General features: G+C 33.9%; 10 protein-coding genes and 1 riboswitch. All 10 genes read left to right on the top strand.

Features of this window, described 5'->3' with window-relative positions; genetic code table 11:
• Nucleotides 1-72: 72 nt before the first annotated feature.
• A riboswitch (SAM riboswitch) is annotated at nucleotides 73-178 on the bottom strand.
• 370 nt (nucleotides 179-548) lie between these two features.
• Entirely contained in the window at nucleotides 549-1,805 is a 1,257-nt protein-coding gene (gene metK, locus ACE94K_RS07650; RefSeq protein ID WP_378182296.1) for a methionine adenosyltransferase, read from the top strand.
• Between the two features lie 187 nt (nucleotides 1,806-1,992).
• Nucleotides 1,993-2,355, top strand: a complete 363-nt coding sequence (locus tag ACE94K_RS07645; RefSeq protein WP_378182294.1) for a hypothetical protein — start codon at nucleotides 1,993-1,995, stop codon at nucleotides 2,353-2,355.
• A 202-nt stretch (nucleotides 2,356-2,557) separates the two neighbouring features.
• Complete coding sequence (locus ACE94K_RS07640; protein WP_378182291.1) at nucleotides 2,558-2,902, top strand: hypothetical protein; 345 nt, start codon at nucleotides 2,558-2,560, stop codon at nucleotides 2,900-2,902.
• A 243-nt stretch (nucleotides 2,903-3,145) separates the two neighbouring features.
• Complete coding sequence (locus ACE94K_RS07635) at nucleotides 3,146-3,589, top strand: hypothetical protein (RefSeq protein ID WP_378182288.1); 444 nt, start codon at nucleotides 3,146-3,148, stop codon at nucleotides 3,587-3,589.
• Nucleotides 3,571-4,605 (top strand): hypothetical protein, encoded by a 1,035-nt coding sequence (locus ACE94K_RS07630; protein WP_378182285.1) that lies wholly within the window; start codon nucleotides 3,571-3,573, stop codon nucleotides 4,603-4,605. The genes ACE94K_RS07635 and ACE94K_RS07630 overlap by 19 nt, the downstream gene beginning before the upstream one ends.
• 69 nt (nucleotides 4,606-4,674) lie before the next feature.
• Nucleotides 4,675-7,593, top strand: a complete 2,919-nt coding sequence (locus ACE94K_RS07625) for a patatin-like phospholipase family protein (RefSeq protein ID WP_378182282.1) — start codon at nucleotides 4,675-4,677, stop codon at nucleotides 7,591-7,593.
• A 115-nt stretch (nucleotides 7,594-7,708) separates the two neighbouring features.
• The gene (locus ACE94K_RS07620) at nucleotides 7,709-11,785 is read left to right on the top strand and encodes a two-component regulator propeller domain-containing protein (protein ID WP_378182279.1); all 4,077 of its coding nucleotides are present in this window, start codon (nucleotides 7,709-7,711) and stop codon (nucleotides 11,783-11,785) included.
• Between the two features lie 176 nt (nucleotides 11,786-11,961).
• Nucleotides 11,962-13,671: a thiol-activated cytolysin family protein gene (locus ACE94K_RS07615; protein ID WP_378182276.1), complete on the top strand. Its 1,710-nt coding sequence runs from the start codon at nucleotides 11,962-11,964 to the stop codon at nucleotides 13,669-13,671.
• 342 nt (nucleotides 13,672-14,013) lie between these two features.
• Nucleotides 14,014-14,994, top strand: coding sequence for an IS110 family transposase (locus ACE94K_RS07610; RefSeq protein WP_378174882.1), 981 nt, complete (start codon nucleotides 14,014-14,016; stop codon nucleotides 14,992-14,994).
• A gap of 353 nt (nucleotides 14,995-15,347) precedes the next feature.
• A complete protein-coding gene (locus ACE94K_RS07605) occupies nucleotides 15,348-16,544 on the top strand; it encodes a hypothetical protein (protein WP_378182273.1) in 1,197 nt (398 codons plus the stop codon).
• Nucleotides 16,545-16,635 lie beyond the last annotated feature (91 nt).

The raw sequence follows: 16,635 nt of genomic DNA, 5'->3' as shown, positions 1-16,635 counted from the left end.
CACTAATTAGTGTGTGGTTATAGAAAATTAAAAAGAAAGGAAAACGACAATTACAAGAATAGCAATTGCATTTAGTTATCTTTTTCGTCAATGACGAATAGAATTTAGCACCTTCTTTACGAATAAAGGGTTGCTAAGGTTTCATAGGGTCTATTCCCTCCACCTTTCTTAATAACTTACTAATATGTATAAGAAACTTCGAAACAAAGCTAGTAATAATTTTTAATATCAAAACAATTTGTTTGAAAAATTGTTTTGATCGGAAAAATCAGCCATAAAACGAATTTATTATTGGAAGAAAATTAATGATCCGTTAAATACTTTCGAATATTATCATTTTTTTTACCTTTGCCGAAATGGTAAAAAGGGATAGATTTGACTGATTGCAACCCTAAGAAGCTGAAAATAGTAGTATTCAAACAAGAATATGTGATAAATTCAGTAAATAAATGCTAAAGCAGTTCGATATTATATAGTTCTTGTCGAAAGCTTCTTTATTGCAATCCAGTCATAATTTATTGTAGTTTATTCTATAAAAACAAAAAAGAATGGCATATTTATTTACTTCAGAAAGCGTATCTGAAGGACATCCGGATAAGGTAGCAGATCAAATTAGTGATGCTTTATTAGATAACTTTTTAGCTTTTGATAAAGATTCAAAAGTTGCTTGTGAAACGTTAGTAACTACAGGTCAAGTAGTGCTTGCGGGAGAGGTTAAATCCAAAACATATCTTGATGTACAGCAAATTGCACGAGAGGTAATTAATGAAATCGGATATACGAAAGGAGCTTATCAATTTAGCGGTGATTCTTGCGGTGTAATATCTCTTATTCACGAACAATCTCAGGATATTAATCAAGGTGTTGATAGAGAAACCAAAGAAGAACAAGGTGCAGGTGATCAAGGAATGATGTTTGGATATGCCACTAAAGAAACTGAAAACTACATGCCATTAGCTTTAGATATTTCTCATAAGATTCTTATAGAGTTGGCTAAACTTAGGAGAGAAGGTACCGAGATTCCATACTTACGTCCAGACTCTAAAAGTCAGGTTACTATAGAATATAGTGATGATAATGTTCCACAACGCATAGTGGCGATTGTAGTTTCTACCCAGCACGATGATTTTGACATAGATGATGATGTGATGTTGGCTAAAATTAAAAGCGATATTGTTTCTATATTAATGCCAAAAGTAATAGCTCAATTACCAAAATACGTTCAGGATTTATTTAACGATCAGATAACCTATCATATCAATCCTACAGGCAAGTTTGTTATTGGAGGCCCACACGGAGACACGGGGCTAACCGGTCGCAAAATAATTGTCGACACCTATGGTGGTAAAGGAGCTCACGGTGGTGGGGCTTTCTCTGGAAAAGATCCTAGTAAAGTAGATCGTTCTGCGGCTTATGCCTCTAGGCACATAGCCAAGAATTTAGTGGCTGCAGGCGTTGCAAGTGAAGCATTGGTGCAAGTTTCATATGCTATTGGAGTTGTAGAACCCACTTCAATCTTTGTAGACACGTATGGCACTAGTACTTTAGGTATTACAGACGGGGAAATTGCTGAGAAAGTTGCTAAAATTTTTGATATGCGACCTGCTGCTATCGAAGAACGCCTTAAACTACGTAATCCTATTTACAAGGAAACCGCTGCTTATGGACATATGGGAAAGGAACCAAAACTGATCACCAAAGTTTTTGAAAGTCCGTACTCCGGTAGAGTAGAAAAACAGGTAGAATTATTTACCTGGGAAAAATTAGATTATGTAGATCAGGTAAAAAAGGCGTTTCAAATCTAAATTTATAATTAATTTCACGTAAATTTGTAGCCTCCAATACTTTATAGAATATTTCTAAAATAATCAAGACCTATTTTAGAGATCAGATACTATAAGAAAACCTACGAATACTAAATCATTGAAGAGACTTTTGTGGTAAACAAATATCTTTGACTCCAATGATTAAATGATCAAAAAAAGTATTGAAATGAGATTAAAAATTGGAATCACTCTTACATTGTTTTTTATTTACAGTCTTTCCTATGGACAAGATTATAAAAACAATACAAAATCCATTAAAGAAGTTGATATCAAGATCGAAGAAGGACAATATAGCGCAGATGATTCTTTAGCTGCGGATAGGTTAATCATCGAAAGTCCTGATAAAGCTGATTTAACATCAAACTATACTGCTTTTACAGATGAAGAATGGATAAAAATTAAAAGGCAAATCCAAAATAATAAAAAAAGAGTTATCAATAACAATGAGGTTTTTGTTTCTAAAACTGTGGATACGGTTTATGTTACCGTTCCAAGTTTTACCAATAAATCTCAATTATCAGGTTGGTAAAACTTTAAGATATTATCAGAATAAACTAAGGACCGCTATTGATAGTGGTCTTTTTTTATTACCTAGAATCGTTCTAAAAAGCTGTTTTTCTATCTAAAGGGGGTAATTCCTAAACAAAAAAGGGTTGTTTTCCCTCTGGTAACACTCTTTCATAAACCTTAATTTAGCTACTGTAAATCAAATGATTATAAAATAAAAAACTATGAAATTAAGAATATTAATAATGATAGCTTTGATATGGATCGGACAAAGCGCATTTGGGCAAACTACAGAATCAAAAAATAATTCGACCGATAAGAATTCGAAAAGCACAACAGTATTAGCTAAGGACACTTTGATTACTAATGTTTCAGAACAAGAATCATCATCTAAGGATAATAGCCTTTATTATAGTGAAAAAGAGTGGAAAAAAATAAAACGACAAATTCGAAGAAATAGAAAAAGAATTACAAGCAGTAAGGAGGGAATACATACTTCTAAACGATTAGACACGATCTATTTGGAAATTAAAGTCCCTGCAACAAACACACAAATTACCGATTGGTAGATCCTTTAAAATCTATCATTATAATCACAACGATTGAGAGATATTTTTTTATTAAAAATAGGGGTATTTACCTGTCATTAATATTATGGTTTTAATGTAAATTGGGTTCAAATTTTATTCGTAGCTTCATACAAACTTTACTGACGACTATTTTATAGCCTTTGCTATGGTATTATTTAATTCGTTCTCTTGCGCTTAAGTAATTAAAAAATAGAATATTAACAACTTAAAACCATACCCGTCATGCCAAAGTCAAATTATTGCTTAATCGATCCGGATGGAGGTTCTCTAAAAGTTAGAGTAACCGCTAACAACGGGATTAGATCAGGATCTATTTTTGTTTTATGGGAAATCCAGAATGGAAAATGGGAAAAAAAAGAAAAGTTTAAAGTCATTACTGGTGATGATGGAGTTGATGAGTTTATTCTGTTAGAAAAACCGGATGATATTGAAAATGATTCTCTCGCCTGGTCTATAAATGCCTGTTCTTCTACTAACAATGTTTTACGAGGAGAATTTAGTATTACAATTATTCAGGATGGAAAAGATCGCTGGAACAAAGAATCCTCTCGCCTTGTTCCAAAATGTTCAGATGGTAAACAACTTCAATTTGGAAGTCACGTTATCTTTAAACACATGATTTCAGAACATATCTCAACCGCTGACTTATGGAAAGATACAGAATAAGTTTAGGTATATTACTATTCTTGTTGATGTTCATTGGATATTCACAAGAGACTGAACAACCAGGAGATAATCAGGATGCGTATACTTTTAAGCTTGATTATAATGTTCCAGAAAGTCCTGCGTTTGCCGTTTTGGATGCTAATCCAACCACCATTATGCGCGCAAGTACTCCTCAGGAGATTATAACGCATTTAGCTAGTAACTTTTTAAGTGGCAATGAAGTAAACCCTGGATTGGCTTTTGACTTCAACCCGTATCTTACATTTGGCGGAAGGCTAAAAAGTGTAAAAGAATACAGGAATAGTTATGGAAAAAGATTTCTTGCTAACTTACAACTATCTTTTGCCACTATAAACTCTCAAGACTTTCCAGATGATCTTTTATTCTCAGGAGGATTACGGGCAACGCTTTTTGACAGCAAGGATCTTATGTTTGATGAACAGTTAGGAAAAGATATTGATGGCGCTTTAAGCTCTGGTGGAACTGATCCTGGACCTATGAATGATAATAATCAAGGAACCGTGGTAGATAATCCTGCACTTAAACAAGCATATGTAGATGCCAAAACTCGTTATATGAATAAACCAGGAGGTTCTCTTGCACTTGGTTATGCTATTGCCGGTAGAGCAAGAGATAATTCATTTAAAACTGATAGTATTGTTACCTATAGGCATCAAGCCTGGTTAGTAGGACAGTATGATTTGGGCAGAAGTGGTATGAGTATTAATGCCATGGTAATGTATAGATACGATCAGACTCCACAAACTACAGACAATGATGGTTTGGTAAGCGGTATTGCGCTTAGAAAATACGGTCAAAAACTAATTCTATCTGCAGAAATCTATCACGACAGCATGACAGAAAGCATTGATTTTGGTGGATATGCAGAAGCCTATCTTATTCCGAGCATTACCCTTTTTGTATCGCTCAAAAAAGAAACAAATAGTATTACCGGTGATGAAGATGTAGTTTTAAAACCAGGTATCAAATGGAATTTTAGTCAAGCTAAAAAATAATACGCCTCCCCACAGATTAGCAAACATCCCCAAAGATTTTAAACAACTTATAAAGTAAAATAAGAAATCATGGGAAAAACACTACGTGTCTGCCTTGCAATGGGTGGAGGAGTTTCGTTAGGCTCGTTTTCAGGGTCAGCATTAACAGAAGCATTAAAGTTATTAGTGCTTTACGGAAGGGATACTAACAAAAAAGAATATGATCAAGTCATTGTAGACGGAATGAGTGGTGCTAGTGCAGGAGCAATTGCGCTAACCATTATGCTCAAATGCCTTATTGATTACCGTTCGATGATCCCATTATTTAGTGATCAACTTACTGAAAATGATCTTCTTGATGAAATCATTAAAGAGTATTTTGGAGGAGATAGTACAAAAGCAGAAAAACACAAGAATAAATTTGAAACCTTAAAAGCACTACAACTTGCCCAAAAAATTCAATACAAATTATGGGTAGAAGAAGTGGATTCAGTAAAACTCTACGGAGGTAAAACTGATAAAAAATATGTTGCTAATCCAACAGAATCATTTTCTTTATTAGACAGAAAATTATTAGAAGATCTCACAAAGAAATATCTAATGACATCAGATGGTGTGGATATTTCGAGAAGGCAGCTTCTAGATCCAAATCGGGTGATTTTTGCTTGCTCTCTTACTAATCTCCTACCTATTGAAGTCGATTTTTTAAAAAAAGGAGTTACAAAAAATGGTACTAATGGAAAAGATAAGTTACAGCGTAATTTCCTAAAATCTGTCGGATCTGAAAACCATTCTGAGTTACGAGTGATAGATTTCGTTTTCGATGAAGATGCCATAAACCAGGAAGAAAAAGAAACAGATTCCAGATGGTTGAAGTTTTGTAATACACCCAATTCAAATATTCCTACCCAATTTCGGATAACAGATAAAGCCGCCTGGGCTACTATTTCGGCTTCTGCCCTGGCCTGTGGGGCATTTCCCATTGCATTTGAGCCTGTACTCCTTAAAAGATTTAAACAGGAATTTGGTGATAACAATGGCAACACAAACTGGCCATCATCGTTTATTGAAATACAAAACGAAATAGAAGAATACAAATCGGATAGCGCCAACATTTTTAAAGAAAATAGTTTCTTTGCCGAAGAGGGTAATAACAAATTGAATTATGAATGCTTCAATTTCCCGTATATTGATGGAGGGACATTTAATAATGAACCTATACGAGAAGCTTTTAAAATAGGTTCTTTCCAAGATTTTGGTCGTAATACTCAAAATGAGGAAAGACTTGTCCTCTTCGTAGATCCTATTGTGAGAAAAGAACAATATCACTCATTTAAAGTTTCTGCGTTCTCGCCGGTAAAAGTATCCGGAAGCGAAGTATCCTTTAAAAAAGAATTAGGTAAGCTTTTTGGAAATACTTCAAGTATTCTAGGTGTCCTCACTAATCAGGGGAGTATCAAAGAAGAACACAAAATAATCGATATTAAAGAAAACTTCGCATTAAGAAAAACTATTTTCAATTATCTGGATGCGAATACGGATATGAGTAGTAATCTAAATGTTGAAATTATTGCCACGGCTTTCAACAAAATTGCGAAAAACTTAACAAATGGTATTATTTCACTTGGAACCAGAGATCCAATGGAATATTTTTTAGCTGAAATCAGAAAGAATTGCGAGGATGAGAATGGTAATCAAATGGCTTGTTTTCAAATACTAAAAAAAGACCTAGTAGAACTCAAGAAATTAATTGACCAAAAAATAAAAAAATCAGAAACTCTTAAAATCGATGATGCATACAGAATTTTAAAATTGGAAACTAAAGAAGATAAAAATGGATTTGCCCAAACAGTTTTTAAAGTAATCGCAGATTTTGCACTCAATACCGACGGAAAAAACGAGAATGCATATCGTGCTGCAATACTACCGGTAAATAAAAACCTGGACACCATAGAGTTACCAGGTAGCGAAATTGAAGCATTTGGAGGTTTTGCATCATTCAAAGCACGTAAATATGCTTTTGAATTTGCCCGTCTTAGCACACTATTTTCTCTTAAAGAAAGTAAAGGTGGATTTCGACCTAACAGTGCCTTTATCGCAAATGAAGGATTTAAAAACTTAGAAAACAACATAACAAACAAAATCAAAAACATCGATTTCTTTACCAATGGAAGCCAATATGCGGGAGAATTAGAAAATCATCTTTTTAATCCTTCAGTTGTTCGTTTAAAAGGAGTTTTATTAAGCAATAAATACTTAAGATTTATTCTTCTTAAAGTTCCGTTTGTGGCCACCTCTCTATTAGGAACTGTAGCTATGCCACTTGTTTCTATTGGGTTATTTGCAAGTTCAATTTTCAAAAAATCACCATGGAAAGGTTCTAATATCGTAAACAATTTCATTAAGAAAAGTGTAGATCAAATTAATTACTTACCATTAGAACCAGTAACTATTTCTATTCTAAGTGATACTAAGCTCAACAAAAAGTTACTTGTACGTTGTGCTGATGGTAAAGTAGAAAAACGAGAAGCAATTGAGCGGCCGTTTCAAGTTTCTGAACATAAGACCAGATATCAATATTATTTTCAGGTATCTCTCTTAGAATATATCAAACAAGCCAATTCAATACGTCCAGAAACTGTATCCCAAAATGTTGAATCTTTAAAGATCAATTCTCAATTGATACAACGACTAGGATTGTCACTGTCTGGTAAAGTAAGAATACCAGGCAATATTGACGGTAACTTGAATCCTGAAGATAAGCGCAAAGAAATAGAGAAAAATTATTCGGATATTATTACAGAAATGCGAATTGACAGGGTAAATCTTCCATTACTTAATAACGCGATCAATGACCCGTCGACAGCGCTGCATTATTCGCTAAAAAATATTAATTACCACGTAAATCCATTACTGGAAATTGATCTTCAAAAACTAACCGAGGGATGGTATTTTAAAGAACAAACAGAATCGTTGGACAAAAAACTACAGCGCAAGACAGTAGCTTAGATCATCAGTATTTGATGGTTACACTGAAATAACCCCATAGATTATGGGGTTTTCACCTCTTTATTTGTTAATGTTCTAATGGTATTTTTATAAAACGTAAAAAAATCATTCACCAATGTTTTCCAAAAAAGTAGTAGTATATCCGTTACTCTTTGTAGCACTGTTTATTCATGCTCAAAATTATAAGTTTCATCATTACACCTTAGAAGATGGTTTGTCACAAGAAACCATAAATGCAATTATAAAAGACTCCAGAGGTTTTTTATGGTTAGGGACACAAGATGGACTCAATCGATTTGACGGTGATCGCTTTGAAATTTTCAAAAATGAGGAACTTCAAAATAGTATTTCAGGAAATCATATCACTAAGCTTCTCGAAGATGATCTGGGAAACATTTGGATAGGAACAGGTAATAACGGGGTTTGTGTTTATGATCCAAGCACTAAATCGATTAGAAGAATACATGATACAACGATCGATATGAGTGCAGCCTGCTCGGGTATAGCCAAGGATAATAAAGGAAATGTTTACATATCATTTTTTAATCAAAGTCTGGTAAAAATATCGAGATCTGATAAAAGTTCCCTGGAAATCAACGAAATCGAATTTTTTACTAAAATTTCGGCTACTATTTCCAGTTTGAATATTATTAACAACACTCTTTTTGTTGGCACTAAAGAAGGAAATCTATTCTATAGTGATCTAGACAGAAACGGTACTAATTTCAAAGAATATAAACACGAACATAATTGGAGAAACATCAAGTCTATTGTTAGAGACACATATGGGCAAGTGTTAATTGGCACTGATTCTGGACTCTGGAAACTAAACTTTCAAGAAAAGACTAGCACACAATTAAAAATTAAAAGTGATCCGTCTTTTACCAATCTCACCATTGCAGATATCATTGTAAACGCTGACAATATATGGGCAGCTACTGACAATGGGCTTTATCATCTAAAAGACTATAAACAAGACCTTTTGGAATTTGATACTTTTAAAAGGTATAGAGGAGACAACAATTTAAGCAACACCATTTCCTCAAGTAATGTACATTGCTTGTATCAGGACGACGAGTTTTTATGGATCGGAGCAAACAAATTGGATGTATTAGAATTCAACCCTCCTGTTTTCAGGACGCTTCAAAATTCAGATGTAGGCTGTTCTAAAAAACCATTTGTAAACAATCACATTTATTCCATTTTAAAAGAAAAAAAAAGGACCTGGGTAGGAACCAGAGGTGGAATGAACCTAATTACGAATGATAGCACCTATAACTTCAGAAAAACTGATAAACCCAACTCTATTGCATACGATGTGGTTAGAGGAATTGAAAGAGATATTGATAATAATTTATGGATTGCTACTACAAAAGGAGTTTCTATTCTCAATCTCAAAAAATTCTCACCAGACGGTCCTAATTTTACACCCCTTCTTCACAATCCCGTAGACGATTCTTCGCTTAGCGAAAATAACACCAGATCCATATTTGTTGATCGGGATCACAACATATGGATCACAACTTTCGGAGGAGGAATCAACTTATTTACGGGTGACGTGAAAGCAGAAAAATTTAGCTTTAAACATTTTAAAAACATTCCGGGCTATGATAACTCTATAAGTTCAGATTTGGTATTAACGATGATACAAGACCACCAAAAAAACTACTGGATCGCAACCAAAAACGGGTTAAACCGATTGAATTTTGAAGACGATAATTTCGAAAAACCATCTTTTAAAACATTTAGAAATATACCCGGAGACACAACTTCTTTGTCTAATAACTCTGTTTTGAGTGTATTTGAAGATTCTGACCACGTGCTATGGGTAGGTACCCAAAACGGGTTACATAAGTTTGATGCCAGTAAAGAAACTTTTAAAGTTTACGGTAAAAAAGAAGGATTGCTTAATCCGGTGGTTTATAATATTCTAGAAGATGAAAATAAAAATCTATGGATGAGCACCAATTTCGGTCTATTTCGTTTCAATAAAAAAACTGAAATCTTTTCAAATTTTAACTCAGGAGATGGATTACTAAGCACAGAATTTAATCTGGGAGCTGCATTTAAGGATCCAAAAACCAATGAATTGTACTTTGGTGGCATCGATGGTTTAAACTTTTTTAAACCGGAAAAGGTTTCTGACCTTGATAGAGAAGGCGCAATACTATTGACAGAACTTAGGATCAAGAATAATATAGAAGTTCCTTCTGCTAATGATACTTCGGTACTAAAGAAAAATATCATTACAACCAAGAGTATTCAATTAAAACACGATCAATTCCCTTTTTATCTAAGTTTTTCTAACATGGATTTTAGAGCTTTTAAAAACAATAAATATCTCTACAAACTTAATCCTGTTGATGATACTTGGAATGATTTATCCAATACTCAAGAAATACAATTTCCTAGCCTTTCTCCAGGAACCTACAAATTACAAATACAAGGAAAAACTAGAAATCAAATCTGGGATAAAGATCCATTGGAACTGGAAATAGAAATTCTTCCTCCCTGGTGGAAAACAAACATAATGTATACAGTATATATTTTAATAATCGTTTTTATTCTTTTTACGATACACCGATTTTTATTAGCAAGAAAATTAAACATTCAGGAAGCTCAAAAACTCAGAGAGATAGACGAACAAAAAAGCAAATTATATACCAATATTACGCACGAATTCAGGACTCCATTAACTGTTATTTTAGGAATAAATAATACGTTAAAGGAACGTCTGGCATCCAATAAGTGTTCTCAATATCTCGAACATTGTGAGATGATACGTAGAAATGGAAAAAACATGCTACAGTTGGTAAATCAAATGCTAGACTTGGCAAAACTGGAAGAAGGAAAATTAAAACTACATTTACAACAAGGTAATATCGCCGAATTCTGCCGGTATATTGTTTCGAGCTATTCATCACTTGCCGAATCTAAAAATATATCAATAGCTTTTTATACGGAACAAGAAAATATCCGCATGGATTTTGATCAGGATAAAATACAACAGATATTATCTAATCTCTTAACCAATGCCATAAAGTTTAGTGATTTAGGATCTGATATTGTGGTTCATCTTCATCAGGAAAATGATGATTTTATCCTAAAAGTAAAAGATTCAGGAAAAGGAATTCCTAAAGAAAAAATAACGCAAATCTTCGATCGATTCTATCAAGTAGAGCACGTAGACAAAAAAGAGCAAGCAGGAACTGGTATTGGCTTATCCCTTACAAAAGAATTAGTTACCTTAATGGACGGCAATATCGAAGTTGACAGCACACTGCATCAAGGGTCTATTTTTACTGTAATCATACCTATTACTAACACCGCAAAAGTTACCGCAGAATTTTCAATGAATAAAAAACCGTCACCAAAGACAAAAACATATCCACAAGAAACAGCACAAAACATAAAAAGCAAAAACGATCGACCACTTGTTTTAGTAGTGGATGACAATAAGGATATTATACAACTTTTATCAGTTTCTTTAACAGATAGCTATAACGTAGTTGCTGCAAGTAACGGTAATGAAGGAATGGAAAAAGCAACACAACTCATCCCTGATATCATTATTTGTGATGTGATGATGCCAGAAAAAGACGGACTGGAGTTATGTGACATCCTGAAAAAAGATGAAAGAACCAGTCATATTCCTATCATTTTATTAACGGCCAAGGTGACCGAAAATGACAAAATTGCGGGCTTACTGCACGGTGCAGATGCTTATCTCCACAAACCTTTTAGCAAAACAGAGTTGCTTGTACGTATCGAAAAACTGATTTCTCTTCGCACAATCCTTCAACAAAAATTTTCATTGAATTCTTCTTGGCAAACAGTTTCGGATAAAAAGATGAATACTAAAAACAAAGACTTCATTGATAAAGTACTTACGAGTATTGAAAAAAACCTGGATAATACTAATTATGGTAAACTGGAACTCTCAGAAGATTTACATCTTAGTGAATCACAAGCTTATAGAAAGATCAAAGCAATTACTGGTTTTTCTACAGCAATCTTTATTCGAAAAGTACGTTTACAAAAAGCTAAATTTTTACTACAAACAACGGATCATAATGTTTCTGAAGTATCGTATATGACAGGCTTTAGTAATCCAAGTTGGTTTTGCAAAGCTTTTAAAGAAGAATATGATCAGCCACCCAATGCAATGCGAAACTCTTTGGTATCCAATTAATACAAACGTTTTTCTTCTTTGAATTGCAATCATAGTACATGGATTTTTTTTGCAGCGCAATGATACTTCAAATCTATGAAGAGATACTTCCATTCATTTAGTAAGGTTCAGATTAATATTGTTTCGAGAACGAAATACGATCTCATAAAACAGTATTCATCTAAACATACAAAATCATGAAAACAATTGAAAAAAAAGATCCAAAGGGAAAACAAGGAGAAAAAACAGGTAAAAGAAAAACAGCAGCCCGTAAAACCCGACCAAAAGTAAAAACAACAACAGGAAGGAGTGGTAGATCTCCTCAAAAACCGCAAAAAGAAGCCGTAACTAAAAAACCGGTAAAAGACATTATTAAAAAAAGACCTCAGCAAACCCAGCTCAAGGATAAAACCATTGCCAAATTTAAAAGAGACAACACGGAGGTAAAATATGTGGTACAAAAATCTAATAAAAAACGTGCTGCACAAGCCAAAACTACTACATCTAACCTGCCAGAAACCAAAGAAGAGGTGATAAATGATTTGATCTGTACTACAAAATATGTTGAAGAAAGTGTAGAAAATGCAGATCAATACATCCTAAGTCCATTATCCAGTATATGGTTGGGTGCGGCAATGAACCTAGACGATTTAAACAGAGGTGTTTATTCTAATAACACAGAAGATAGAAGACCTATCACCATCTCTAATAGTTTTGGATATGCCGGTGAGAATTACAAAACCATACAAAACCCGAGTAAGCACAAAGTTCATCAGGCGACGGTTTCGTTAAAAAATCAAGAAATCGTTCAGAATCCCGGTACGCAAATGCAATTTGATCTATTCGAGGTAAACTCTAGTGAGCAATTAAAACTCCATTTTGGAGCAGAAGCACAGATCGGGTCAGTTAACATAGCAGGGGCTTCAGATTTTAATTTTACTACCACAAACAAAAATTATATGGCGGTATTTAAACAAGTATTCTATACCGAATCAGTTTCGCCAATAGATAAAAGTAAATTTTTTAAAGACAGAGCGGCAAACGACAAAGATATTTATGTTTCATCTATTGCGTGGGGAAGATTAGTTTTACTCACCATAGAATCCAGTTCTTCAGAACAGGAAATTTCTGCAATGCTCAATGCTACCTTTGGAGAAAGAGTAAGTGCAGAATTTCAGGCAGAGTACGAAAAAACGGTTAGTGAATCTAATATCCAATTGTATATTTTGGGTGGTGGATCGCAATCTGCAGGTACTTTAATTTCGGATTTATCCCAGTTAACCAGTTATATTTCTGACAATTCAGAATATCATCCACTTAATAATCCGGGTAGTCCGATTATTTATCAATTTACTTCTGCCGGATCCGGAGCTTTAACCAGTGTATTGTCTTCTACATCTTATCCCCTACAAGTATGTGTTCCATATACAGGAAAATATGAAGTAGAAATTCAAAATATTGAAGTGGTTAAAAAGAATAAAAACAAAAACCTGAATGTGTATGGTAAAGTGACCGTTAAGGCATATACAAAAATGAAGAATAAAACTTCTGGAAGTTATTCAAATCCACCGGGAGGCGCAACCGCCTGGAACGAAGGAAAGAAAGAAGCAGTAAAACTTGGTGAAGGCGAAAAAGAAAGGATCAAATCCAAAAAAGTATTGACGTTTGATAAGCTTACTGAAATCGACGATAAAGCGTCTTACATAGAAATCAAAGGAGACTTATCCGAAAAAGAAGCATTGAAATCAGACCATCTGGGAGTGAAAACAAAGAAAATTTATATCTATGACCTTCCTAATTACGCTTCATCTGCGGGTAGTATAAATGATGATAATTATTTAGAATTTAGAGACGGAAAAGGAATTATTAGAGTAAACTTTGGTATTAAATCATTAAATAGTTATTAATAAAACTCTCCGGAAATATTTTAAGAGGCTGTCTAAAAAGCAACTTTACTATGTCAAACTGAGCTTGTCGAAGTTTTTAACTTTTTGCTTTTCAAAATGTCTTCGACAGGCTATTAGTTTAGTATTCTATATTTATAGGAAGTTTAATCGTATTAAATTTCTGAAAAACCAGAAGGAAAAGGTGAACTATTTCGACTCTTAGACTTCGAGATCTATCCTGAGCATTAGTCCTTTCCCTTCTTAGGTTTTGGTACCATTTAGAATGTTAAGCTTAAGACTTATTAATAGCGTTAGTACACAGACCTTTTGGCTTTTCAGGTTTTTAATAGCTAAATTAAAGTTATGAAAAAACTTATTGTAGGGATCGATATCTCTAAAGATACTTTAGATTTTTGTATACTAGTGGCTTGTGATGTGCAGATCAAAGACAAAGGTGTTTTAAGCAATGAACGGAAAAGTATTATAAAGTGGCTCAGTCAATTTGAAAAACATCAAGTCATTTTTACTCTGGAACATACGGGGCATTATGGTTCGATCTTAGTCCATTGTTTAAGCGAGCTAGGGTTTACTTTTTATTTGATCAATCCCTTGGAATTGAAAAAATCATTAGGTATTCAAAGAGGCAAAAGTGATTCAAAGGATGCCTATCGTATTGCTGAATATGCTGTCACCAACAAACACAAGTTGACTCCTTTTAATCTACCTACCGAAAACCTAAGCAAACTAAAAGCCCTTATGACAGCTAGAGAGCGTTATGTAAAGATATCCGTACAGATTCAAAACAGTCTGAAGGCCAATACGATATTGAACGAGTCGGTTGATGTAAGAATGCTAATCAGGGAAGAGAAAAAGCAGTATAAGTCTATTGAGAAAAGTATCAAAAAGATTGAAGCTGAGATGCTGAAATTGATCAATCAGGATAAAAGCCTAAAGGATAGCTATAGAAAGATTACAAGGATAACTGGTGTGGGTCCGATAATTGCTATGAAGTGTATCGTGGAAACAGAAAACTTTATCAAGTTTCAAAACGCTAGAAAGTTCAGCTGTCACTGTGGTCTTGCGCCTTTTCCTTATAAGTCAGGAAGCAGTATAAGAGGGAAAACCAAAACCCATTTTTTAAGAGATAAATCATTAAAAGCAATGTTGACTAAAGGAGCCATTAGTGCAATACAACACGATCCACAGATCAAAGCATATTACAAAAGAAAGATTGCTGAAGGCAAACATCATATGAGTGTGAAAAATGCAGTAGCAAACAAATTAGTACTTAGAATTTTTGCAGTAGCCAAAAGAAATGAGCCTTTTGTAAAATTGGTAGCATAAAAATTTGCTTTTGTCTTAGAATGCTCAGTCTGACAATTTTAGATTGTTTACGCTTTTTAGACAGCTTCTTTTTATGTATTAAATAACCTATAACAAAGATTGTTTTCATCTTTTTTAAAGAAGATTGAGTATTCTTAATGCACTACTAAAACCCTTGCAAACACTTGTTTCAAAGACAATTCATTTTCTGATTTGCAACAATAACACATGCTATTTTTGATCATAGAAAGGATACTGCAACCTTTTGAAAATATACTACAATTCCATCCTCCTGATTCCTTCTAATATTGCTTTTGAAATCGAGATACAAAAAGAGTATCAAATCAAATAATAATATTTTAATTCTAAACATTATGAAAATCAAAATCACATTTGACAAATTGTATGTGACGGACAACGGGGATCCATCACACGAAACAAACGGAGAATTGTATTACAGTTTTAAAGTCAATGGAAAATCATTGATTAGTAGATCAAAAAGTAATCCGAAAAAAGTAAAAGACAAGGCGACTATCCAACTAAATAAATGTAAAGAACTGGATGTAAAAGACAACGAAACTATTAAAGTTAGTGGATATGTAGGAGACTCAGACAAAGGATTTAACGGAAAAGATGAGTATGATGACTTTTCTGTTATTTTAAAGAATTCTAATAACTGGAAAGAAGGGAGTAACTCCGTACATCTGGTAGATGGACGACTAAACGTTACGTTATATTATGAGGTAGAAATAGAAGGCTCTACAAACACCACAGGCCTCAATACACCTAAAAAATCGGCTTCGCTTACTTTGGTGTCTTTTGATGATAGCAAATTCTACAACTTAGTTCAGAATGCTCATAACAACTATAGTTTAGGTTTTGAAGGCTATGACAAAAGTGTGTTAATGAAAAAAGTATACACCTCCTTTCCAAAACCAAGTGAACACGTTAAAGATACTACAAAGAAAAAGTTTCTTGAAAAATTAACCGAGCTAGCAGATAATGGATATTTTATTGATGTTATCATCCATAGTCACGGGACTTATGAAAAAGTCACACTGGATGACGGAGAAGTAATCACCAACAATGATATCCAAAGTCTTGCTACCGGAAAATATGCAGGTGGTAAATTTCCATTACGTATGGTATATATGGTAAATTGCAATGGGTCTACACTGAATAACAATTTCATCAACGCCGGTGCCAAAGCTGTGTGTGGAGCCAAGTTTATCAACTTTATGCCTAATCAAGCCAACAAGTTCATCAGGGAATGGAATGATGGAGAGCGTTTTGATACGGCGATTAGGAACTCTGACACGGCTTCTTCCAGAACGGTGATGCATTCCTTGATTGTAGCTGATTCGAAAACAACAAAGTTTGAACCTAAATGTAAAATCTTTAGTACGGTTCTAGGTAAAAGCGATTGTGCAGAAGCCTACTTTACCAAATTCTGGTTAGCTAAAAAAGAGTATGACTCTAATAAAAGTGGAAAAGACAATATGAACGCATCTTCAAAAATGATTATTTCTGGTGATGCAGGATTGCGAAAAGCAGATAGACCTTCGTGGTAATATAACTGTTATATCAGATGTGAATAGTGTTAAAGGATTTAAGTTACTTCGAGTTATACCGATTACAATCTGGATCGTATCGAGAAACATT

The sequence above is a fragment of the Aquimarina besae genome, from assembly GCF_042434905.1.
GTDB lineage: Bacteria > Bacteroidota > Bacteroidia > Flavobacteriales > Flavobacteriaceae > Aquimarina.
This window is presented reverse-complemented; position numbering and strand designations above follow the sequence as displayed.